Below are 21,538 nucleotides of genomic sequence, written 5' to 3'. Positions count from 1 at the left end.
ATGGAGCGGCACCCGCCTTCAGGCGCGCGGCGGCGCTGTCCGGGCCGTGTCCCCATGCTGCATGCAGAATGATGCACGCATCATGCCCAATGCCTCGCCGAGAGCAGTCAGACCTCCCAGATCTGTCCGGGTCTCAGGGGAAGGAACCGCTCGAGCGGGATGCCGGCGCCGCCGAGGGCGACCGCCAGCGCCTCCGCGGGCCGCTCGATGCCCTCGTCGGTGAGCTGGAACGTGCCCCAGTGATGGCCGAGTGCCTGCTCGGCGCCGAGCAATGTAAAAGCCTTCACCGCCTCGGCCGGGTTGACGTGCTGCGCCTGCATGAACCAGCGCGGCTCGTAGGCGCCGATCGGCAGCGTCGCGAGACGCGGTGGCCCGAAGCGGGCTCGGATTTCGGAAAACAGCGTGCCGTCGCCGAAGCCGGTATCGCCGACATGATAGTGCACGCCGCGGGACGAGGTGATCACGAAGGCGCACCACAGGGCCATCCGCCGGTCGTTGACGCCCCGGGCCGACCAGTGGTTCGCGGGTGTCAGGTGGACCTGCAGGCCGTCGCCGAGATCGACCGACTGCCCCCAGTCGCGAATCTCGACATGCATCGTATCGTCGTAGCCGCGCAGGATCGTGTCGTTGCCCAGCGGCGCCACGATCAGCGGCTGGTGCGCCTGCCAGATCCGAGCGAGGCTCGGCCCGTCCAGATGGTCGTAGTGGTTGTGGGTGACCAGAACCGCATCGATGGGCGGCAGGTCGGCGAAGGCGATCCCGGGCGGATTGACGCGCTTCGGACCGGCAAAGCGGACCGGGCTCGCGCGCTTGGCGAAGACCGGATCAATCAGGATGTTGCGGCCGGCGACCTGCACGAGATAGCTCGCGTGGCCGATCAGCACGACCCGCAGGCCCGCGACGCGCTCGGGCGGCCGGTCGACCGGAAAGGGGCTGGGGAAGCTCTTCGGCCAGGGCTCGCGCTGCCGCTTGGCCTGCCAGCGCAACACGTCCGGCAGCGACTTGTCGGTCGCCTGCTCCGGCAGGAAGAACCGCAGCCCGTCGAAATGGTCGGAGGTCGGGCCGCGATAATAGGGGTTCTTGCCGCGCCGATGCGCGGCATAGCCGACACCGCCGAGCGTCATGACCGTGGCCGCACTCGCGACCGTGAGCAGGCTGCGCCGTTTCATGGATCCGAGATGGCCCGAACCGGGGGCCGGTCAAGCACGCCGGTGGAGCGGCGGTGAGCCTCAGGCCCATGCGAGGCCGCCCCGGCTCAGTCGACCATCTCGGCAGCGAGGGAGAGGCGTGCCCGGTAGACGATCTTGCCGACTCCGTCGCGGACGCAGGCGACGTAATCCTGGCGCTCGACATCCGGCAGCATGTCGCGGGCGATCGCCGACATGATCCGGGTGACTTTGGCCCTGGCCGCAGGCAGGTCCGGGAGGTCGAAGCCGACCTCATCGTGGATCGGCTGTGAACCGTCGTGAAGGTCGATGAAGAAGCGGGGCATCGGCGCGAAGCGTCTCAAAGAGAAGTCGTTCGCCGAAAGGATTGGTCTTGGTATGGTTAACGGCGACTTAAAACACGCATTGCGAGGCCGCTCGACGGTCGCGCGTCGGTGGGTCGGGCGAGGGCCGGCTCCGAACCTCGACGCCTCGCTCCCGACCCGCTCCGTCTTTCCGGGGCGCTGCAGGCGAGCCCGGAATCCAGGGCCGCCGTCCGCGCAAGGATCTGTCGCCTGGGCCTCTCCGGATCCCGGGTTCCGTCGGTGCGGCCCCGGATGACGGAGCGGCGCCTGGGAAACGCCACGGAGAGACGAGGCAGGGCGAGCCGCCCATCGGACAGCCCCGACGCGCCGAAGCGGTGTTCCGATCCGCTCAGGAAAGCCGCCGGCCCGACAAGGTCCTCACACCCCGTCCGGCGGCAGCGCCTCCGTCACCTCGACGCGGCGGTTGCCCGCCACCGGAGCCGTCTCCTCGCTGGCGGCGACGTCGTTCTGGGCCGGCGCCTTGACCAGCGCCTCGGCAACCGCCGCGACACCCTGGTAGCGGGTCAGCCGCCGGTCGATCATGCCGTCGATCCGGTCGTGCAGCTCGGCCACGGTCAGGCTGCGGCGCTTGCCGCCCGCCTTCTCGGTGAACAGGCTCCGATTGGCTCGGGCCGCGGTGCGGAACTCGCGTCCCGCGACCTCGTCGGGCTTCTCGGAGGAGAGCGACAGGAAGCGCCCGGCGCTCGCGGTGCCGAGAAAATGGGCGAGGTACAGCTCGGTCGTGGTGAGCGCGCGCCCGACCCGGGCCTCGATCCGCTCGCGGTCGCGCTTGACCAGCTCGGCCGCCATCAGGGCGGCCACGCGCGGATCGTTGCGCAGGCCGAGCACCCGGGCGCGCATGCTGCCCGTCACGGTCATCGCGGCGCCCCGGCCCTTCACGGCTGCGGCCTCCTCGGCGAGCCCGTAGCGGGCGCCGTAATCGCGGATCATTTCCAGCCACGTGCGGGCGACGAACTGGAACAGGCCCTGCGCCGAGGAGGTCGCTGCCTTCGCAACCGTGTCGAAGCTCGATTCCTTGTCGGCCAGCGCCATCATGTAGACGGGGTCGACGCCGGCCTCGTCGGACGCCTTGACGATTGTGTCGACGACCTTGCGCGGCACGCTGCGCTCGCCGAACTTGACCGCGTCCCGACCCTGCTCCTGCGTCACCCGCGGCAGCGCCGCGAGGTCGTCCTGGATCAGGGCCGTGGTGGCGGGCTCCTGCTCCGGCACGGGCAGGCCGTTCCAGGCGTCTGCATCCGGCGCAGCGGCGGACGCGCTTGCCTGGGAATCCGGCCGCGCCAGCGCCTGAGCGGCGCGGGGACTGGCATCGACCCGGTCATGGGCCTGGGCGGAAGGCGCGAAATAGGCCGGCGCGAAGGCCGCCTGCGGCAGGCCGAACCCGGCGACGAGCCCGAGCGCAAGCGTCCCGGAGATCCGGCCCAGGCCGGTGCGGCGAAGTGACCGGCGCCCTGTCCCGCGGCCGGCCCGCGGCAGCCACGCCACGGCTTCATCCTCGAAACGCCCGGTGCCGTTCAGGGTCTGCGGCACGAGTCGGCTCACGTCGTCGGCGCGACGCGCCGGCTCCGGGAAAACCCCCATCATTGGTCCTCTTCAGATTGGTCCTTGCGTCCGCCCGGCTCTGACGGCCGGGTTTTTTCGGAAGCGGCGGCCCTATCGACGCCGGCCGTGACCAGAATGGGACGGCCCCGTGATCCAAGCGTGGCACGGTCAAGGAAGAGTTAACCCTGCCTTTTAGGGCCGCGTTAACGCCGCGATCCGGCCGCGCCCCGGGCGACGGCAGGGCAATGTTGTCGCATTCGGCTTGGAACACGGCACTGCCGAGCCAGTTAGGAACGGCCCCGGTGGGGTCGAATCTTCCGTCCCAAGACGCCACCCGCGTCCGTACAAGGACATCGTTTTCCGATGAGCATGCAGTCCGGTCGCCGCGTCGGTGTCGCGTTCGTTGGCATGGGGGGCGCCGTCGCCACCACTGCCATCGCCGGCATCGAGATGATCAAATCCGGCTCGAACCGGCTCGACGGGCTGCCGCTCGCCGGCCTCTCCGTGGCGGGCATGGTCGATTACAAGGATCTCGTCTTCGGCGGATGGGACCTCAACAGCGACGATCTCGGCGCGGCCGCGAGCGGGCACGGCGTGCTCTCGAAGGACGATATCGAGAACGGCGCCCAGGTCCTGAAGGGGATCACCCCGTGGCCGGCGGTGGGTAGTGCCAAGTTCTGCAAGAACATCGACGGCCAGAACCGCATCGTCGCCAAGGACCACCGCGAGGCGGTCTCGGTGATCGCCAACGATCTCCGCCGCTTCCAGAAGGAGAGCAATCTCGACGACGTGGTCGTGGTGAACCTCGCCTCCACCGAGCGCTGGCCCGACCTGAACGACCCGACCCTGAACTCGACGGCCGCCTTCGAGAAGGGTCTGGATTCGAGCGACGAGGCGATCTCGCCCGCCATGCTCTACGCCTACGCGGCGATCAAGAGCGGCATCCCCTACGCCAACTTCACCCCGAGCGTGGCCGCGGACGTCCCGGCGCTCCTGGACCTCGCCAAGGAGCTGAACGTCCCGGTGGCCGGCAAGGACGGCAAGACCGGGCAGACCATGATGAAGACGGTGCTGGCCCCGGCCTTCAAGGCCCGCGCGCTCCACGTCGACGGCTGGTTCTCGACGAACATCCTGGGCAACCGCGACGGCCTCGCCCTGAACGACCCGAACTCGCTCCAGTCGAAGCTCAACACCAAGGGCACGGTGCTCGACTCGATCCTCGGCTACCCGGTCGAGGACCACCTCGTGCACATCCACTATTACCGGCCGCGCGGCGACGACAAGGAAGCCTGGGACAACATCGACGTCACCGGCTTCATGGGCCAGCGGATGCAGATCAAGGTGAACTTCCTCTGCAAGGACTCGATCCTGGCCGCGCCGCTGGTCATCGAGATCGCCCGCGTCCTCGACCTCGCCAACAAGCGCGGCGATGGCGGCGTGCAGGAGCAGCTCTCGACCTTCTTCAAGGCGCCGATGGTCAAGAACGGCCACGGTCCGGAGCACGCCTTCGGCAAGCAGGAGAAGATGCTCCACGACTGGCTGGGCGTGCACTAGGCCTCGTCGCAACACGGGGCGGATTTTCGGAACGAGACGATGCCAAGCGAGACCCGACCGCCCCTCTCCGGCGCCGCCGCGCCGGAGGCGCTGCGCGACCTCCTGGTCGAGATGAACGACCTCAAGCGCGTCCGCTCGTCGGGCCGCCAGGGGTCGATCGCCGAGCGCCTGTTCGCGCAGGGCTGGGGCCTCCTCACCGGCGGGACCCCGCCGGAGGATGTCGCCCTCGACATCACGGCCACCACCCTCGCGGCGACTCGCCTCTGCGACCTCGACGCGGCGTTCCTCACGGCCGCGGGCCTGTCGGAGGCGGCGGCCTCCGCGGTGCTGGTGGCGGGCTTCGATGCCGTCACCGGAGACCTCGATCCGGATCTCCGTGATCGCCTGCGCGCGCGGCTCGCGCCACGTCCGGCGGGCAAGCCCGGACCGCTGCCGGGTTTCGTCGGCGCCCTGGCGCAGCAGCCGCGGGCGGGCGTCACCTGTCCAGGCCGCGCCCGCATCCTGCTGGAGCCGCCCGAGAACCACGCCGAGCATTGCCTGATCGTGGCCGCCTACGGCGTCTGCCTCAGCCCGTTCTACCGGGCCGACCCGGGCACCGTGTTCCTGGCCGCGATGGCGCACCACTTCCACAACGCCGCGATGCCGGATGCGGGGTTTGCCGGCGAGATGCTGCTCGGCGACCATCTCGGGCCGATCATGGCCACAACCACCGCCTGGGCGCTGGCCGAGCTCTCAGAGCCCCTGCGTGGTCAGGTCGAGCGCGCCCGCGCGGTCCTGCCGGACGATGCAACCGCGGAAGGCCGCGCCTTCCACGCAGCGGATGGTATCGATCGGGTCTTGCAGATCGCCCAGCACCTGCGCGGAGCCTCGACCACGATGGGGATGGTGCTCGACGAGTGGGAGCTGGTCCATGCCGGCCCGGTGAAGGGTTTCCACGACCGTGTCCTCGCCGACATGCGCATCCCTTGATCGCCGGATCCATCCGACCATCTGCCCGGGCGGTCCCGAGAGCCATGATCCCGTTCGAACTCACATCGCCGGATACCGGCCACCCGCTGAAGGCCGACGGCCCGCATGCCCTGCGCGATGCGGTGACCGGCGCGCGCTGGCCCGTGATCGACGGCATCCCGTACCTGCGCGTCGGCCGCGAGGCCCTGATCGAGCGGGTGCTGGCCCATCTCGACGCGGGTGAGCCCGACGAGGCGCTCGCCGCCCTCTTGGTCGATCAGGACGAGTGGTGGAACGGGCCGCCCGCCGATCCCGCCGGGATCATCCGGCTGATCAAGGACCGGCGCACGGCGACGCTGCGCGACGCGGTCGAACGCCTCGGCTGGGGCCGGGTCGGCGACTATTTCCTGCACCGCTGGAGCGACCCGACCTACTTGGCCGGGCTGTCGCTGCTGGAGGCGCACTGGAACGAGCCCATCTGCGTCTTCGAATTCGCCTGCGGCATCGGCCATTACCTGCGGGAGCTGCAGCGGCGCGGCTGCAAGGTCGCCGGCGCGGACGTGGTCTTCGCCAAGCTCTGGGTCGCGCGCCACTGGGTCGTCGCCGAGAAGGCGCAGCTCGTCTGCTTCGATGCGGGCTCGCCGCATTGGCCGATCCCGGGGGCACCCGTCGACCTCGTCGCGTGCAACGACGCCTTCTACTTCCTCGACGACAAGGCCGGCCTTCTCGATTGCCTCCGTCAGAATGCCGGCGACGATGGCTGGCTGGCCCTGAGCCACATCCACAACCGCGACCGCCCCGGCTTCTCCGCCGGTCGCGCGGTGACGGCCGAGGAGATCGCCGAGCTGTTTCCCGACGCCCTGGTCTACGACGACGCGGAGCTGACCCGGGCGCTTGTCGCGGCGCGGGCGCCGGTCCCGCAGGAGCCCGGGGCCCTCCGGACCTGCGAAGCCTTCTCGGTGGTGTGCGGTCCCGGCATGCGGCCGGCGCCCCGTGCGGTGGTCGACGGCCTGACCCTGCCGAGACCCGGAACGGTGCTGCGGCTCAACCCGCTCTATGTGCCCGAGGCCGACGGATACAGCGTTCGCTGGCCGTCGGAGCGCTACGAGGCGGAATACGCCCCCCGCGCCACCTACCCGATGCGCTCGCCCGGACCCGAAACCGTGACCTTCGAGGGCAGCCTCGACGCGCCGGAGACGCAGCGCGTGCGCGTGCGCGAATTCGTCGACCTGCCGGAGCGCTGGTGATGGACGGGGTCGGCTGGGGGATCGTCGGCTATGGTTGGGTCGCCCGCGACTACATGGAGCCCGGCATCCGCGCGGCCGGGCATCGGTTGGTCGCGGTCTGCGATCCGAACCCGGACAGCCGCGCCGCCGCCGAAGGCGCGGGCGCCTGCGGCCATGCCGACCTCGCTGGCCTGATCACCGAGCCGGACGTCGAGGCGGTCTACGTGGCGACGCCGAACCACCTTCACCGCGGCGCGGTCGAGGCCCTGGCGGCCGCCGGCAAGGCGGTGCTCTGCGAGAAGCCGATGGCGGCGACGCTCGTGGACGCCGAGGCCATCGTGCGCGCCGTCGAGTCCCACAATATCTTCTACGGCACGGCCTTCGACCAGCGGCACCATCCGGCCCACCGGGCGATCCGCGCCCAGGTCGAGGCCGGGCGGCTCGGCATCGTGACGGCGGTGCGGATCGTCTACGCCTGCTGGCTCGGGCGCGACTGGTCGGAGGCCGGCCAGCCGAACTGGCGGATCGACGCCGCCCAGGCTGGCGGCGGCGCGCTGATGGACCTTGCGCCGCACGGACTCGACCTCGTGGAGTTCCTGATCGGCGAGCCGATCACCACCATCGCGGCCCTGACCCAGACCCGGGCCCAGGATTACGCCGTCGATGACGGCGCCCTTCTGATCGGCCGCACCGCCGGTGGCGCGCTGGCGAGCCTGCACGTCGCCTACAATTGCCCCGACGCGCTGCCCCGCCGCCGCCTGGAGGTGGTCGGCACGAAGGGCATGCTGGTGGCCGAGAACACGATGGGCCAGACGGCCGGCGGTGCGCTGGCGTTCATCGACGGCGCCAGCGGTCGCCCGGACCCGCTCGCCTTCGATCCAGAGAGTTCGCCCTTCACCGAGCAGGTGCGGGCCTTCGGCTCGGCCCTGCGTCGGCCCGAGGAGCGGGCGGCGTGGTCGGCGGCACGAGACCTTCACACGATGCGGCTCGTCGCCCGCGCCTACGGGCAGGGGTAGCGAGCATTGGACAGGATCAGCGAACGCCGAGCCTCGACCGATCCATCCCGTCCCAGCCCTCATCCTGAGGTGCCCGCGCCAGCGAGCCTCGAAGGAGGGCTTCAGGGATCGCACGGCCGGCTGGGATCCTCCTTCGAGGCCTTCGCGGCGCTCCGGCACCTCAGGATGAGGGGGATTGATGGGATGAGGCGTGGCGCACGGTTCGAGGAAGACGGGAACACGACGTGAGCAACGCAGACGCCTTCCACGACCAGGATGACCGCGCTCGCCACGAGCGGATCAAGGCGCCGCGCCCCTACCGCTTCGGCGCCAAGCGGCCGATCGAGGGGCTGCCCGAGACCCTGCCCGATCCTGTGCGCGCCTATCTCGACGTCCTGCCGGAGGGGCGCGTCGTCGGCTTCCCGCTGGCGCCCCTCGACCGCACCGGTATCCCGGTCTGGTTCGTGGCCCTTTTCCTCGACGACCCGTTCTTCGTCGGCGCGATGCCGTCGGGCATCGGCTACGGTGCCACCGACGAGGAGGCGCTGATCGGCGCGGTCGCGGAGATCGCCGAGAACCTGATGCCCTCGCTCGCGGTCCTGCCCCGGGCCAAGGAGCGGGCGAGCTACACCGATCTCGCGCGCGTCTACGGCGCCAAGTCGGTCGCCGATCCGCTGACCCTCTGCCTGCCGGCCGGCTCCCCGGTCGGCCGGGACACGGTGCTCGAATGGACGCCCAGCGTCCGGCACGCAACGGGCGAGATCGTTCTGATGCCGCTCGACGTCGCCGCCACCGATTATTTCGAGCTGTCGGGGGGGTACCGGCCCTTCACCAACCTGATCACCAACGGCCTCGGCGCCGGGCCCGACATACCCTTCGCGCTGGGCCACGGCGTGCTGGAACTGCTCCAGCGGGACGGGAACGGCCTGCTGTTCCGGGCCCTCGACCAGGGCGTGATGCTCGACCTCGACGGCATCGGCCCGGAGAACGCCGCGATGCTGACCCGGCTGAAGGATCTGGGCATCCGCGCCCTGCCGAAATTCGCCACCGACCAGTTCGGCCTGACCAACCTCTACGTCGTCGGCTACGACGAGGATCCGGCGCGCACGCCGGCGCCGATTGCGCTGTCGGCCTGCGGCGAGGCCTGCGATCCGGACCGGGAGCGGGCGCTCCGCAAAGCGCTCCTGGAATTCCAGGCCGCGCGGGTGCGCAAGACGTTCGGGCACGGCCCCCTCGACCTGGCCGCCACGGTGACGCCGCCGGGCTATATCGACGCGTTCATCCAGAAGGCGCTGCCGAGCCTCGACCTGGAAGAGAGCCGCGCACTCCAGGCGATGCTCGAATGGATCGAGATGCCGGCGGCCGACCTCCGGGGTGTCCTCGCCGACACGGTCTATTCCCAGCGCAGCACCAAGCGCTTTGCGGAGCTGCCCTCGACCCCGGCCGCCGACGGCCATGCCCGGGGCAAGATCGCCTGCGACCGGCTGCTGGAGGCCGGGTTCGACGTGCTCTACGTCGATTGCACGCCTCCCGGTGGCAGTGTCGGCGTGGTGAAGGCGATCGTGCCGGGGCTCGAGGTCGAGACCATGAGTTATTACCGGATCGGCGAGCGCAACACGAGGAAGCTCCTCGACCGCGACCATCCGCTGATCCGCTTCGGCACCGAGAGCGAGACCCTGCGCCCGGTGCGGCTCACGCCGGAGGCCCTGGAGCGGTTCGGCGGCCAGCCGCTGTTCGACGTGGCCCTGGCCGAGACGATCGTCGGGCGGCACTATCCGCTCTACCGCGAGCCCGAATCGCACCACGCGCCGTTCCGGCTCGCCCAGCGGAAGGGGAGGGAGGCGTGACGCTCCGGTTCGCCTACAACACCAACGGCGCGGCCAACCACCGCCTCGACGACGCGATCCACCTGATCAAGGCGGCGGGCTACGACGGCGTGGCCCTGACCCTCGACATCCACCACCTCGATCCGTTCTCCGAGACCTGGGCGGCCGAGGCCGGCCGGGTGGCGAGCCTGCTCGAGAAGCTGGAGCTGACCTGCGTCATCGAGACGGGCGCCCGCTTCCTCCTCGACCCCAACGCCAAGCACGAGCCGACGCTGGTGACGGCCGACGCCGCGGGCCGGGCGCGGCGGGTCGGCTTCCTCAAGCGGGCGATCGAGATCGGCGCCATGCTCTCCGCCGAGGCGGTCTCGTTCTGGGCCGGCGTCCCGAAGCCCGGCGTCGATCACGGCGAGGCCCGGCGCTGGCTGGCCGAGGGCCTTCACGAGGTCGCGGGTTTCGCCACCGAGGCCGGGATCGTGGCCTGCCTGGAGCCGGAGCCCGGCATGCTGATCGAGACGCTCGACGACTACGCGGCCCTCGACATCCCCGGGTTGAAGCTCGCCCTCGACACCGGTCACTGCCTCGTCACCGGCGAGCGCGAGCCGGAAGCGGCGGTGCGGGAATTCGCCGACCGGATCGGCACCGTGGCGATCGAGGACATGAAGCGGGGCAGCCACATCCATCTCCCCTTCGGCGAGGGCGACATGGACGTGCCGGGCGTGCTGGAGGCCCTGGAGGCGGTCGGCTTCGGCAAGCTGATCTGCGTCGAGCTGTCCCGCGAGAGCCACCGGGCCGACGTGATGATCCCGCAGGCGCTGGACTATCTCCGCGGCTGCCGGCGCTCCGGCCCGGTGCTGGCCGGCAGGCAGGAGACACGGCGGCAATGGCAATGAGAGTGGCGGCCCGTCTCTCCTCCCCGTCGTGGGGAGGAGCCGGAGGTGGGGGTGGCTCAGGATCGAGCGATCTGCTGCCTTCTCTGCGCCCACCCCTTCCCCTCTCCGCAAGGGCGAGAGGGTTTCGACCGGCCCGCACTTCGGACCGCGTGCCAGCATGAGAATCCTCTTCCTCAGCCGGCGCTACTTCCCCGCCATATCGGGCATGAGCGTCTATGCGCAGAACCTGCTGCGCGAGCTGGTCGATGCCGGTCACGACGTCACGATGATCTCGCAGTATCGCGGCGACGCCTTCGGCACTCGCGTCTACGGGGGCGGGCCCCCACCGCCCGTCCCGGGGGTGCGGGTGATCGGCCTGGAGCAGCTGGGCGAGCAGACCTCCGGCGATTTCGAGCGCGACATCGCCACGATGGTGGATGCGATCTGCCGGGAGCACGCCGAAAAGCCCTTCGACATCCTCCACGCGCAATATGGATACCCGACCGGTTGGGCGGTGCTGCTCGCCGCGCGCAAGCTCGGGGTTCCGAGCGTCGTCTCGATCCAGGGCGGCGACGGCCACTGGGTCGGATCCTGCTGCGAGACCCATCGGGTCGCCATGTGCGCGGTCCTGGCCCACGCCAACGCGCTGCTGATCGGCGGCGCCTCCTTCGTGGACGAGGTCTGCGGGCGGCTCGGATCGGACCCCGCCCGCTTCACCATCGTGCCCGGCGCGGTCGACACGGACCGGTTCGCGCAACAGACGCCCGACGGCTTGCCGGCACCCCATGCCGGCCCGGTGCGGCTGTTCTATCACGGCCGGGTCGACCGCCGGAAAGGCGTGCTCGACTTCATCGACGCCCTGGCGATCCTGCGCGCGCAGGGCACGCCTTTCGCGGCCACGATCTCGGGGATCGGGCCCGACGTCGGGCCGGCCCAGGCGCTCGCTGCCGAGCTGGCCTTCTCGGAGCGCGAGATCGCCTTCACGGGCTATGCCGAATACCGCTCCGTGCCCGATCTCTACCGCCGCGCCGACGTGTTCGTCTCGCCGACCTACGCGGAAGGGTTCTCCAACACGATCCTTGAGGCGCTGGCGGCCGGCCTCGCCACGGTCTCCTGCCACGCGGTCGGCGTCTCGGACTGCTTGCGCGACGGCGAGAACGGATTGCTGGTCGATCCCGGCGATGTGCCGGCGCAGGCGGCCGCGTTGACCCGGATCATCACGGACGAGGGTCTGCGCCGCCGCATCGCGACGGCCGGGCTGGAGGAGTGCCGGCGGGTCTATTCCTGGCACGCGGTCGGGCGGCAGATCATGGACGTCTACGCCCGCGTGCGCCACGAAAGGCCGGCTGCCGATTTCGCGACGGACCTGCCCTACGATCCCAGCTGCCGGTTCCGCGCCGAGCCGCATCTGCTCTGAAGGCGCCTGATCCATAGATATCCGATTCGCGCCCTCATCCTGAGGCGCTTCCGCTGCGCTCCGGCACCTCGGGATGAGCGCGACGGTCGGACATCCCCCAGCCGATAGGCCCCGAACCGTGCCGACCGCCCTCGCCCTGTCACCCCATCTCGATGATGCCGCCTTTTCCTGCGGCGGCCTCCTGGCGAGCCTCGCCGCGGATGGCTGGCGCGTCGTGATGGCGACCCTGTTCACCGGCAGCGTCGCCGAGCCCAGCGGCTTCGCGCTGGCCTGCCAGCTCGACAAGGGGCTGCATGCCGGGATCGACTACATGGCGCTGCGCCGGGATGAGGACATCCGGGCCGCCGCCGAACTCGGTATCGCGCCGCCCGTCCACCTGCCGTTCCTGGAAGCGCCGCATCGGGGCTACGGCTCGGCGCCGGACCTGTTCTCCGACACCCGCCCCGACGACGGCATCGCGGCCGATCTCGCGCCGGCCATCGCGGAGCTGATTGGCGTCGAAAGCCCTGACCTCCTCCTCGCGCCGCAGGCGATCGGCGGCCATGTCGACCATGTTCAGATGGTCCGGGCGCTCCGGAGCCTCGATCCGGCGCAGCCGATCCTGTGGTGGCGCGACTTCCCGTACACGGTGCGCGACACCGTGCCGAACGCTCCGCTGGCCGAGCTGTTCACGGCGCTTGCCGAGCCGGCAATGCGTCTCGGTCCGGACGCCCAGGCCAGGAAGCGCACGGCCTGTGCGGCCTATGCCAGCCAGATCGGCTTCCAATTCGGCGGCGTGGCCGGCCTCGATGCGCGGCTCGCCCACGAGGAGGGCATCGAGCGCTTCCGTCTCTCCGGCCGGCTCGGCGCGGCGATCCCCGGCCTCGATGTCGGCTGAGCCGCAGGCGGCGAAATCCCTGGCCGACCCGGACGCGCTCGCGTCCCGCCGCGCGATGATGGGGGCAGAGCATATCGCGCCGATCCGGGCACTCGGCGAACGGATCTCTGCGGAGCGCGGCGCGCCGGTCCCGGTACCCGATCCCCTCGATGGCGGCGTCGGCGCGCGGATGCTGCTCCTCTTGGAGACGCCTGGGCCGGCCGTGCTGCGCACCGGATTCGTCACTCGCGACAGCGTGAACGGCACCGCCGCCAACCTGTTCCGCTTCCTGGCCGAAACCGGCATTGCCCGGGCCGACACGCTGATCTGGAACGCCGTCCCCTGGTTGATCCATCAGGCGGGCGCGCTCAACCGGGCGCCCCGCCGGACCGAAATCGCGGCCGCCGGGCCCTATCTCGCGCCCCTCCTCGACCTGCTGCCACGCCTCGCGGTGGCGGTGCTCGCCGGCCGCTTCGCCGGTGAGGCAGCACCGGCGCTCGCGGCGCTCCGTCCCGGCCTGCCGGTGATCCGGATCCCGCACCCGAGCCCGACCTATGTCTGCACCGCGCCGGAGGTGCCGGCCCGGATCCGGCGCGGCCTTGCAGAGGCGGCCGCGATCCTCGCCGACGCGGCCGGCTGAGGATAGAAGGCCGGTCACGGCCGGACCTTCCCTGGCCTTGGGCGCCTGTTCGGCCTACATGCGGGGCGACGGGCCGCGGTCCGGGAGATTCCGGCACGGGCTGACGGCCTTCGGCCGGGCCGCGCAGCCGGAAGGGCGGACGCCGAACGGCATGAATTTTCAGGGACAGCACCGGAAGCCGGCTGAACCGGCTGAGCCGGTCCAGCACGACGCGGCCGAGAGCGCGAAGCGGAAGGGCCGGCGCAACCGCTTCGCCTGGATCGGCACCGCCGCCAGCATCGTGCTGGTCGCCGTCTCCCTCGGCGTGCTGTGGAAGCTCGTCCAGAGCGTGAGCTGGGCGGAGGTCCGCTCGGCGATCGCGGCGGCCACGGCCGAGCAGCTCGGCCTCGCCTTCCTGTTCGTCGGCGTCAGCTACCTGTTCCTTACCGGCTACGACGCGCTGGCCCTGCGCCAGCTCAAGATCAAGGTGCCCTACCGGATCACCGCGCTCGCCTCGTTCACCAGCTACGCGGTGAGCTTCACCCTGGGCTTTCCGCTGCTCACCGCCGGCACGATCCGCTACTGGATCTACGCCCGGCAGGGCCTGTCCACCCCCAAGATCGCGGCGCTCACCGTCATCGCCGGCTTCACCTTCTGGCTCGGCATGGGCGTGGTGCTGGGCCTCAGCCTGATCATCGAGGCGGGCCAGCTCGCCGGGCTCGCCTTCACGTCGATCCGGATCAACCAGGGCGTCGGACTCGCGGCGCTCGCCCTGGTGCTCGGTTACCTCGCCTGGGTCTCGGCCAAGAAGCGCAGCATCACCGTGAAGCAGTGGCGCCTGGAACTGCCCGGGGCCTCGGTCTCGATCGGGCAGATGATCGTCGGGATCGGCGATGTCTGCGCGGCGGCGGCCGTGCTCTACGTCCTGCTGCCGCAGGAGACGACGCTCGGCTTCACGACCTTCCTGGCGATCTACGTGCTCGCCGCCATGCTGGGCATCGCGTCGAACGCCCCGGGCGGCATCGGCGTGTTCGAGGCGACGGTGCTGCTCGCCCTGTCGAGCCTGCCGCGCAACGAGGTGCTGACCTCGCTGCTCCTGTTCCGGGGCTGCTACTACGTCGTACCCTTCGTCACCGCCCTGGCGATGCTCGGCCTCTACGAGATCGTGAAACGTGCGGGCGGCGCGCGCGATCCCGGCCCGCCGGAGGGGACGGCGGGGCCGTCCGGCCGGGCATGGCATGACGAGACCGAGCCCCGCTGATCCGCCGGACGCGCCTGCCATGTCCGCCCGCCTGCGCAGCTCTCCCGCCTGGACCGGCGCCGCGATCGTGGCAGGCCTACTGGGGCTCGCCACCGCCCTGGCCGGTCGGCTCGATCTGCCGCTGATCCTGATCGGGCTCGGCGCCGTCTGCCTGGGCGGCTGGCTCGGCGGGCGCGGCCGCGAGGCCCCGGTGCCGCGTCCGGCCGCCACCGCGCAACGCCATGGTGTCGCCGAGGCGTTGCTCGCCCACGTGCCGGATCCGGTGATCCTGGTGGACCGGCGGACCCTGGTTGTGGAGGCGAATCCCGCCGCCCGCGCGCTCCTGCCGGCCCTGCACCAGGCCCGGCCCCTGTCCTTCGCGCTCCGCGATCCGGAGGTCCTCGACGGGATTGAGGCGGTGCTCAGTTCCGGCCTCCCGCGCCGCGTCGCGCTGTCGACCCGGGTGCCGCTGGAGCGCACCTTCGACGTCCAGATCGGCGCCCTGCCGATGCCCGACGGCTCCGGCGTCAGCGCGCTGCTGTTCCTGCGCGACCTCACGGCGGCCCGGCGCCTGGAGGCGATGCGGGTCGATTTCGTCGCCAACGCGAGCCACGAGCTGCGCACGCCGCTCGCCACCCTGATCGGCTTCATCGAGACCCTGCAGGGGCCGGCCCGCGACGACGCGCAGGCCCGGGAGCGCTTCCTGGAGATCATGCGCGTCCAGGCCCTGCGCATGACACGGCTGATCGACGATCTGCTGTCGCTGTCGCGGATCGAGCTGCGCGAGCACGTCGCGCCCACGGCCGTGGTCGATCTCGGATCCCTCGCCCGCCAGATGGTCGATGCCCAGGGGCCGCCCGCCAAGGCGCGGGGCGCCACGATCCAGCTGGAGGAGGGGACCGGCCCCTACGCCGTCCCGGGCGACGCCGACGAACTCGCCCGGGTGATCGAGAACCTGATCGAGAACGCCGTGAAATACGGCGGGGGCCGGATCAGCGTCGGACTCGCCCGGGAGGATGATCCGCGGCTCGGGCGCCGGATCGTCCTGTCGGTGGCCGATGACGGGCCGGGCATCCCGCCCGAGCACATCCCGCGTCTGACCGAGCGCTTCTACCGGGTCGACGTCGCGTCGAGCCGGGCCCGCGGCGGCACCGGCCTGGGGCTCGCCATCGTCAAGCACAGCCTCAACCGCCACCGCGGACGCCTCGCCATCGAGAGCGCCCCGGGGGAGGGGACGACCGTGCGGGTCAGCCTGCCGGAATACGGCGCCGCGCCGCCGCAGCCCGCAGCCGATCAGGCCGGCCCGGCGTAGGGCCCGATCCCGAGCTCGCCTTCGACGCGCCCGACCCAGGCGCCGATCGCCGGGTGGCCCGCGAGGTCGAAGCCGCCCTCATGCGCCATGCGCGTGTAGGCGACGAGCGCCACGTCGGCGAGGGTCAGGGTCTCGCCCGCCATGAAGGCCGAGCGCGCGAGGGTGGCCTCCATCAGCCGCAGGGCATCGGCGCCGCGCTCGGCGAGCTTCGGGTCGAGATCCTCCGGCGCCCGCCTAAGGTAGTGGAGTTGGTAGCGGCGGACCGCGATGTAGGGCTCGTGGCTGTACTGCTCCCAGAACATCCACTGCAGCATGCGGGCGCGGGGCAGCGGCTCCGCGGGCACCAGCGCGGAGCCCTCCGCGAGGTAGAGGATGATCGCGTTCGATTCCGACAGCACGGCGCCGTCGGGCAGGACGACGACCGGCACCCGCCCGGCGGGGTTCAGGGTCAGGAACTCGGGCCTGCGCGTCCCGCCGCCCGGGACGTCCACATCGCGCCAAACCGCTGGGATGCCGAGATGGGCCGCGACCCACTTGACCTTGAGGCAGTTCCCGGAGCCCGGGTCGCCGTAGATCGTCAGCGGTTCGGTCATCCGGATCCTCGTCGCTCATGCGTGCGAGGACCTTGGCCGGGCACCGGCGATTCGACAACGGACCGCGCCTCACCGTGTGTCGGATCCATCCGGTCTGCCACCCGTGCCCTTGACCTTCCCATCATGGGAAGCCCCATCTCACCGGGCGTGGATGCTTCGAACCGGATCACCGCCATGTCGAAATCCGTCGCCCTGACCTTGCCCGTCGAGGGCATGTCCTGCGCCTCCTGCGTCGGCCGCGTCGAGCGCGCCCTCACGGCGCTGCCCGGTGCCCGGGACGTCGCGGTGAACCTCGCCACCAACCGCGCCAGCCTCGTCCTCGACGGGGACACGAGCCCGGGCGACGTCGCGGCGGCGCTGGCGGAGGCCGGCTACCCCGTCCCCGAGACGCAGAGCCTCCTCACCATCGAGGGCATGTCCTGCGCGAGCTGCGTGGGCCGCGTCGAGCGGGCGCTGGCCGCCGTGCCGGGGGTGACCGGGGCCAGCGTCAACCTCGCCGCGGGGCGGGCTACGATCCGCCATCCCGAGGGCGTGGTGTCGATGGACGCACTGGCGGCGGCCGTCGAATCGGCGGGCTACGAGGCCCGACCGGTCGAGGCCGGCCACGCGGTCGACCCGTCGGCCCGGCAGGCGGAAGAGGGCCGCGCCCTGCGCCGCGACCTGATCGTCGCCGCCCTGCTGTCGGCGCCTGTGGTCGTCCTCGACATGGGCGGCCACCTTCTGCCCGCGCTGCATGGGGGTCCGGTGGCGGCCCTGGTCCAGGCCGTGCTGGCCACCCTGGTCCTCGCCGGCCCGGGGCGGCGCTTCTTCCTGCGCGGCGTTCCGGGTCTGCTGCGCGGCCATCCCGACATGAACGCCCTGGTCGCCCTCGGAGCCGGCGCCGCCTACCTGTACTCGCTGGTCTCGACCCTGGCGCCCGATCTCCTGCCGGCGGGGGCGGCACACCTCTATTTCGAGGCGAGCGTCCTGATCGTCACGCTGATCCTCCTCGGCCGGACCCTGGAAGCCCGCGCCAAGGGGCGCACCGGGCAGGCGATCGCCCGCCTGATGGACCTGACGCCGAAGACGGCCCGGGTCGTCCGCGGCGGCGCCGAAGCCGAGGTCCCCCTCGACGCCCTGCGCATCGGCGATGTCGTCCGGGTGCGGCCGGGGGAGCGGGTGGCGGCCGATGGGGCCGTGGTCTCCGGCACCAGCCACGTCGACGAGAGCATGGTCACGGGCGAGCCGGCTCCGGTGCGCAAGGGGCCGGGCGATTCCGTGGTCGGCGGGACGCTCAACGGCCGCGGCAGCCTCGATCTGCGGGTCGAGGCCGTGGGCGGCGCCACCGTGGTGGCGCAGATCGCCGCCATGGTGGAGCGCGCCCAGGGCGGTAAGCTGCCGATTCAGGCGCTGGTCGACCGCATCACCGGATGGTTCGTGCCGGTGGTGATCGGGATCGCCGCGGCGACCTTCCTGGCCTGGCTGATCCTGGCGCCGGCCCCGGCGCTGGGTCCGGCCCTGGTGAATGCCGTGGCGGTGCTGATCATCGCCTGCCCCTGCGCCATGGGGCTGGCGACGCCCACCGCCATCATGGTCGGTACCGGGCGCGCGGCGGCGCGCGGCGTGCTGTTCCGCGACGGCGCGGCGCTGCAGGGCCTGCGCGACGTGCGGGTCGTGGCCCTCGACAAGACCGGCACCCTGACCGAGGGGCGCCCCCGGCTGACCGAGATCGTCCCGGCCGCCAATGTCACGGAGGACGAGGCGCTGGCCCTCGCCGCCGCGCTGGAGACCCGCTCCGAGCACCCGCTGGCCGGCGCCGTCGTGGCGGCCGCCCGCGACCGCGGCCTCGCCGCGGCCGAGCCCGACAGCTTCGAGGCGGTGGCGGGCTTCGGCGTCGCCGGCCGGGTCGCGGGTCGGACCGTTGCACTCGGCGCGCCGCGCTACCTGGAACGACTCGGCGTCGCCCTGGATCCGGATCTCGCTGCCCGCGCCGAGGCGTTGGCGAGTGCGGGGCGGAGCCCGATCCACCTCGTGCTCGACGGCCGCCACGCCGCGATCCTCGCGGTGGCCGATCCCGTGAAGGCGGGCGCCCGCGCGGCGGTGGCGGCCCTGAAGGCGCAGGGTCTCGCGGTGGCGATGGTCACGGGCGACGATCCCGTCACTGCGGCGGGCGTGGCGCGGAGCCTCGGCATCGACGCGGTGGCCGCCGGGGTTCTGCCCGGCGGGAAGATCGAGGCCGTCCAGCGGTTCCGGGCCGCGCACGGGCCGGTGGCCTTCGTAGGCGACGGCATCAACGACGCGCCGGCCCTGGCCGAGGCCGATGTCGGGCTGGCGATCGGGACCGGCACCGACATCGCCGTCGAGAGCGCCGACGTTGTGCTGATGTCGGGCGATCTGGAAGCTCTGGTGGAGGCCCTGGCCCTGTCGCGGGCGGTGATGGCCAATATCCGCCAGAACCTGTTCTGGGCCTTCGCCTACAACGCCGCCCTGATCCCGGTGGCGGCCGGCGTGCTGGTGCCGTTCGGCGGCCCGGCCCTCTCGCCGATCCTGGCCGCAGGCGCCATGGCGTTCTCGAGCGTGTTCGTCCTCGGCAACGCCCTGCGGCTGCGCCGGGCCGGCGGGCGTCCCGCGTCGGCCGAGGCGCCGACGCTCGCCGTGCGGTCGGCATGAGCGCGGCGAGCCTGACGATCGGCGAGGCGGCGCGCCGCACCGGCGTCTCGGCCAAGATGATCCGCTGGTACGAGGCGACCGGCCTGCTGCCGCCGGCCGTCCGGTCCGAGGCCGGCTACCGCCACTACGGCGAGGCGGACCTGCACACTTTGCGCTTCATCCGCCGCGCCCGCGACCTCGGCTTCAGCGTGAACGCGATCGCGGATCTCCTGGCGCTCTGGCGCGACCGCGCCCGGCCGAGCGCCGGGGTCAAGGCCATCGCGCAGGAGCAGATCGCGAATCTGCGCCGCCGCATCGCCGAGATGGAGGGGATGGCCCGGACGCTGGAGCATCTGGCGGAGGCCTGCTGCGGCGACGCGCGGCCGGACTGCCCGATCCTGGACGACCTCGCCGCGGGCGACCATCCTCCCGCACCGCAGCGGCGCGCGCGCGGGATGACGGGGCGGGGGGCGGGGTGAGTGGAGCGGACGCGGATCTCCGGGGCAAGCTCGTCGGCAACGAGCGCGCGAAGCTCACCGCCACCTATATCAACGGTCTCGCGATCGCGGTCTTCGCTGTCGGCGGTTTCGCCCCCTTCATCGCGGCACTGGGCGTGGCCACCGAGCAGCACGGCTTTCTCGCCGGCGCGCTGCTGCTGCTCGGTGTTTGCTCGTTGACGAGCGGCGCCCTACATTGGGTAGCCCGATCCCGCCTCGGGAGCTTGGATCCATGACGACGCTTCAGTTCGCGAGCCTCCTCGCCGTTCCGCTCGCCGGCCTCGCCCTCGGCCTCGGCATGCTCTGGCTGACCGGCAAGGCGCACTGAGCCGCCGGGATCTGCGGGCTGTCCGGTCGGACTTACGGGTGCGCCGCGTGTGCCGAGCGCGGCCGTTGACGACGGCTCTGGCCCCGGCTTTGCTGGTCCGGCCCACCCCAAAGGCCACGAAAGCCCCGACCCGATGCCCGTCCTCGAACGGATCCGCGCCTTCACCGACACGATGACGGCGTGGCGGCACGACCTGCACGCCCATCCCGAGCTGCTCTACGACGTCGACCGCACCGCCGGCTTCGTGGCCGAGACGCTCCGGTCCTTCGGCTGCGACGAGGTGGTCACCGGCATCGGCCGCACCGGGGTGGTCGGCGTGATTCGCGGCAAGGGCCGCGCCTCCAACCGCGCCATCGGCCTGCGCGCCGACATGGATGCCCTGCCGATCCAGGAGGTGCGCGATCTGCCCTACCGGTCGACCGTGTCGGGCAAGATGCACGCCTGCGGCCATGACGGGCACACCACCATGCTCCTCGGTGCCGCCAAGTACCTCGCCGAGACCCGGGATTTCGACGGGGCGGCCGTGCTGATCTTCCAGCCCGCCGAGGAGGGCGGCGGCGGCGGCGAAGCCATGGTCGAGGACGGCCTGATGGAGCGGTTCGGGGTCGAGTCGGTCTACGGGATGCACAACATCCCCGGGATGGCGGTCGGCACCTTCGCGATCCGGCCAGGGCCGATCATGGCCTCGACCGACCGCTTCACGGTGACCATCGAGGGCCGGGGCGGACACGCGGCCCTGCCGCAGAACGCCATCGACAGCGTGCTGGTGGCCAGCCACGTGATCATCGCCCTGCAGAGCATCGTGTCGCGCAACCTCGACCCGGTGCAGTCGGCGGTCGTCTCGGTCTGCGCGCTGGAGGCCGGCGAAGCCTTCAACGTCCTGCCGCAGACCGTCACCATGCGGGGCACGATGCGCACGCTGTCTCAGGCCGTGCGGAGCCAGATCAAGGAGCGGATCGAAACTCTCGTGGCCGAGATCGCCGGCGGATTCGGCGCGCAGGGCCGCGTCGAGTACGGGTCGAGCTATCCGGTCACCGAGAACCATCCAGCCGAGACCGACTTCATGGCCGGCGTCGCCGAGGCGCTGGTCGGTGGTGAGAACGTCGACCGGGCGGTGGCGCCGATGATGACCGCGGAGGACTTTTCCTACATGCTCGGCCGCCGCCCCGGCGCCTACATGTTCATCGGCAACGGCGACAGTGCCTCGCTCCACCACCCGCATTACGACTTCAACGACGCGGCCGCGCCGTACGGGGCCTCCCTGTGGGCGCGCCTGATCGAGACCGGACTGCCGCACACGGCCTGAGCGCGCCGCCCTCCGGAGCCTCGCCGCGGCCGTCCCGGTCTGGCCTCCGGGCTGCGGCCCTCTCCTTCGGCGGCCCGGCCGGGCGGCGGTCTCGTGGCGGGGGCCGTTCGTGCTGCCGGGGCCCCGCATCCTGTGGATCTTCGCCGGCGCACCGCTGATCGGCCGCCCTGCTGCTGATCCTGGCGGCGATCCGCGTGGTCCTGCGGTCCGGCCTCGGGACTTTCCGGACCCTGGCGCTGTGCGCCGGGGCC

The 21,538-nt window shown here is 71.7% G+C and carries 19 protein-coding genes; 15 read left to right on the top strand and 4 right to left on the bottom strand.

Annotated features, from left to right (window positions below; translation table 11 throughout):
- Positions 1 to 107 precede the first annotated feature (107 nt).
- From CIW48_RS07065 to CIW48_RS07055, 3 genes are all read right to left on the bottom strand, one after another.
- Positions 108 to 1,169, bottom strand: coding sequence for an MBL fold metallo-hydrolase (locus CIW48_RS07065; RefSeq protein ID WP_149310177.1), 1,062 nt, complete (start codon positions 1,167 to 1,169; stop codon positions 108 to 110).
- Positions 1,170 to 1,255: 86 nt separating this feature from the next.
- Entirely contained in the window at positions 1,256 to 1,492 is a 237-nt protein-coding gene (locus CIW48_RS07060; RefSeq protein WP_091778413.1) for a hypothetical protein, read from the bottom strand.
- A gap of 396 nt (positions 1,493 to 1,888) precedes the next feature.
- Positions 1,889 to 3,112: a transglycosylase SLT domain-containing protein gene (locus CIW48_RS07055; RefSeq protein WP_149310176.1), complete on the bottom strand. Its 1,224-nt coding sequence runs from the start codon at positions 3,110 to 3,112 to the stop codon at positions 1,889 to 1,891.
- A gap of 324 nt (positions 3,113 to 3,436) precedes the next feature.
- Between CIW48_RS07055 and CIW48_RS07050 the strand changes: the two genes are divergently transcribed.
- The 11 genes from CIW48_RS07050 (at position 3,437) to CIW48_RS06995 (ending at position 15,935) form a co-directional block, all read left to right on the top strand.
- On the top strand, positions 3,437 to 4,627 hold the full coding sequence (locus tag CIW48_RS07050; protein WP_149310175.1) for an inositol-3-phosphate synthase: 1,191 nt from the start codon (positions 3,437 to 3,439) through the stop codon (positions 4,625 to 4,627).
- A gap of 39 nt (positions 4,628 to 4,666) precedes the next feature.
- The gene (locus CIW48_RS07045) at positions 4,667 to 5,596 is read left to right on the top strand and encodes a hypothetical protein (RefSeq protein WP_149310174.1); all 930 of its coding nucleotides are present in this window, start codon (positions 4,667 to 4,669) and stop codon (positions 5,594 to 5,596) included.
- Between the two features lie 44 nt (positions 5,597 to 5,640).
- Entirely contained in the window at positions 5,641 to 6,822 is a 1,182-nt protein-coding gene (locus CIW48_RS07040) for a methyltransferase domain-containing protein (RefSeq protein ID WP_149310173.1), read from the top strand.
- Positions 6,822 to 7,817, top strand: a complete 996-nt coding sequence (locus CIW48_RS07035) for a Gfo/Idh/MocA family oxidoreductase (RefSeq protein WP_149310172.1) — start codon at positions 6,822 to 6,824, stop codon at positions 7,815 to 7,817. The genes CIW48_RS07040 and CIW48_RS07035 overlap by 1 nt, the downstream gene beginning before the upstream one ends.
- Positions 7,818 to 8,041: 224 nt before the next feature.
- Positions 8,042 to 9,643, top strand: a complete 1,602-nt coding sequence (locus CIW48_RS07025) for a YcaO-like family protein (RefSeq protein WP_149310171.1) — start codon at positions 8,042 to 8,044, stop codon at positions 9,641 to 9,643.
- Positions 9,640 to 10,512: a sugar phosphate isomerase/epimerase family protein gene (locus CIW48_RS07020; protein ID WP_149310170.1), complete on the top strand. Its 873-nt coding sequence runs from the start codon at positions 9,640 to 9,642 to the stop codon at positions 10,510 to 10,512. The genes CIW48_RS07025 and CIW48_RS07020 overlap by 4 nt, the downstream gene beginning before the upstream one ends.
- A 157-nt stretch (positions 10,513 to 10,669) precedes the next feature.
- Positions 10,670 to 11,908, top strand: a complete 1,239-nt coding sequence (locus CIW48_RS07015) for a glycosyltransferase family 4 protein (RefSeq protein WP_149310169.1) — start codon at positions 10,670 to 10,672, stop codon at positions 11,906 to 11,908.
- A gap of 118 nt (positions 11,909 to 12,026) precedes the next feature.
- Positions 12,027 to 12,785: a PIG-L family deacetylase gene (locus CIW48_RS07010; RefSeq protein WP_246695155.1), complete on the top strand. Its 759-nt coding sequence runs from the start codon at positions 12,027 to 12,029 to the stop codon at positions 12,783 to 12,785.
- Positions 12,775 to 13,404: a uracil-DNA glycosylase gene (locus CIW48_RS07005; protein WP_149310167.1), complete on the top strand. Its 630-nt coding sequence runs from the start codon at positions 12,775 to 12,777 to the stop codon at positions 13,402 to 13,404. The genes CIW48_RS07010 and CIW48_RS07005 overlap by 11 nt, the downstream gene beginning before the upstream one ends.
- Before the next feature lie 151 nt (positions 13,405 to 13,555).
- Positions 13,556 to 14,644 (top strand): lysylphosphatidylglycerol synthase domain-containing protein, encoded by a 1,089-nt coding sequence (locus CIW48_RS07000; protein WP_149310307.1) that lies wholly within the window; start codon positions 13,556 to 13,558, stop codon positions 14,642 to 14,644.
- 19 nt (positions 14,645 to 14,663) lie between these two features.
- A complete protein-coding gene (locus CIW48_RS06995; RefSeq protein WP_149310166.1) occupies positions 14,664 to 15,935 on the top strand; it encodes an ATP-binding protein in 1,272 nt (423 codons plus the stop codon).
- On the opposite strand, the gene CIW48_RS06990 is transcribed toward CIW48_RS06995, so the two are convergent.
- Complete coding sequence (locus tag CIW48_RS06990; RefSeq protein ID WP_149310165.1) at positions 15,917 to 16,528, bottom strand: glutathione S-transferase family protein; 612 nt, start codon at positions 16,526 to 16,528, stop codon at positions 15,917 to 15,919. The genes CIW48_RS06995 and CIW48_RS06990 overlap by 19 nt on opposite strands.
- A gap of 174 nt (positions 16,529 to 16,702) precedes the next feature.
- Between CIW48_RS06990 and CIW48_RS06985 the strand changes: the two genes are divergently transcribed.
- The 4 genes from CIW48_RS06985 (at position 16,703) to CIW48_RS06970 (ending at position 21,287) form a co-directional block, all read left to right on the top strand.
- Positions 16,703 to 19,177 carry a heavy metal translocating P-type ATPase gene (locus CIW48_RS06985; RefSeq protein WP_149310164.1) on the top strand — a complete coding sequence of 825 codons (2,475 nt, stop codon included), beginning with the start codon at positions 16,703 to 16,705 and terminating at the stop codon, positions 19,175 to 19,177.
- The gene (gene cueR / locus CIW48_RS06980) at positions 19,174 to 19,635 is read left to right on the top strand and encodes a Cu(I)-responsive transcriptional regulator (RefSeq protein ID WP_149310163.1); all 462 of its coding nucleotides are present in this window, start codon (positions 19,174 to 19,176) and stop codon (positions 19,633 to 19,635) included. The genes CIW48_RS06985 and cueR overlap by 4 nt, the downstream gene beginning before the upstream one ends.
- Positions 19,632 to 19,889 carry an amino acid transporter protein gene (locus tag CIW48_RS06975; RefSeq protein ID WP_149310162.1) on the top strand — a complete coding sequence of 86 codons (258 nt, stop codon included), beginning with the start codon at positions 19,632 to 19,634 and terminating at the stop codon, positions 19,887 to 19,889. Before cueR ends, CIW48_RS06975 begins: the two co-directional genes overlap by 4 nt.
- A 225-nt stretch (positions 19,890 to 20,114) precedes the next feature.
- A complete protein-coding gene (locus tag CIW48_RS06970) occupies positions 20,115 to 21,287 on the top strand; it encodes a M20 aminoacylase family protein (RefSeq protein WP_149310161.1) in 1,173 nt (390 codons plus the stop codon).
- Positions 21,288 to 21,538: the final 251 nt, after the last annotated feature.

It is taken from the genome of Methylobacterium sp. P1-11 (assembly GCF_008329595.1).
In the GTDB taxonomy this organism is placed as follows: domain Bacteria; phylum Pseudomonadota; class Alphaproteobacteria; order Rhizobiales; family Beijerinckiaceae; genus Methylobacterium.
The sequence above is the reverse complement of the archived record's forward strand: the minus strand, read 5'-3'. Positions and strand labels throughout refer to the sequence as shown.

Coding starts and splice junctions, on each gene's coding strand:
- CIW48_RS07065 (WP_149310177.1), bottom strand. CDS start 1,169: ATGAAACGGCGCAGCCTGCTCACGGTCGCGAGTGCGGCCACGGTCATG.
- CIW48_RS07060 (WP_091778413.1), bottom strand. CDS start 1,492: ATGCCCCGCTTCTTCATCGACCTTCACGACGGTTCACAGCCGATCCAC.
- CIW48_RS07055 (WP_149310176.1), bottom strand. CDS start 3,112: ATGGGGGTTTTCCCGGAGCCGGCGCGTCGCGCCGACGACGTGAGCCGA.
- CIW48_RS07050 (WP_149310175.1), top strand. CDS start 3,437: ATGAGCATGCAGTCCGGTCGCCGCGTCGGTGTCGCGTTCGTTGGCATG.
- CIW48_RS07045 (WP_149310174.1), top strand. CDS start 4,667: ATGCCAAGCGAGACCCGACCGCCCCTCTCCGGCGCCGCCGCGCCGGAG.
- CIW48_RS07040 (WP_149310173.1), top strand. CDS start 5,641: ATGATCCCGTTCGAACTCACATCGCCGGATACCGGCCACCCGCTGAAG.
- CIW48_RS07035 (WP_149310172.1), top strand. CDS start 6,822: ATGGACGGGGTCGGCTGGGGGATCGTCGGCTATGGTTGGGTCGCCCGC.
- CIW48_RS07015 (WP_149310169.1), top strand. CDS start 10,670: ATGAGAATCCTCTTCCTCAGCCGGCGCTACTTCCCCGCCATATCGGGC.
- CIW48_RS07005 (WP_149310167.1), top strand. CDS start 12,775: ATGTCGGCTGAGCCGCAGGCGGCGAAATCCCTGGCCGACCCGGACGCG.
- CIW48_RS07000 (WP_149310307.1), top strand. CDS start 13,556: ATGAATTTTCAGGGACAGCACCGGAAGCCGGCTGAACCGGCTGAGCCG.
- CIW48_RS06995 (WP_149310166.1), top strand. CDS start 14,664: ATGTCCGCCCGCCTGCGCAGCTCTCCCGCCTGGACCGGCGCCGCGATC.
- CIW48_RS06990 (WP_149310165.1), bottom strand. CDS start 16,528: ATGACCGAACCGCTGACGATCTACGGCGACCCGGGCTCCGGGAACTGC.
- CIW48_RS06985 (WP_149310164.1), top strand. CDS start 16,703: ATGTCGAAATCCGTCGCCCTGACCTTGCCCGTCGAGGGCATGTCCTGC.
- cueR (WP_149310163.1), top strand. CDS start 19,174: ATGAGCGCGGCGAGCCTGACGATCGGCGAGGCGGCGCGCCGCACCGGC.
- CIW48_RS06970 (WP_149310161.1), top strand. CDS start 20,115: ATGCCCGTCCTCGAACGGATCCGCGCCTTCACCGACACGATGACGGCG.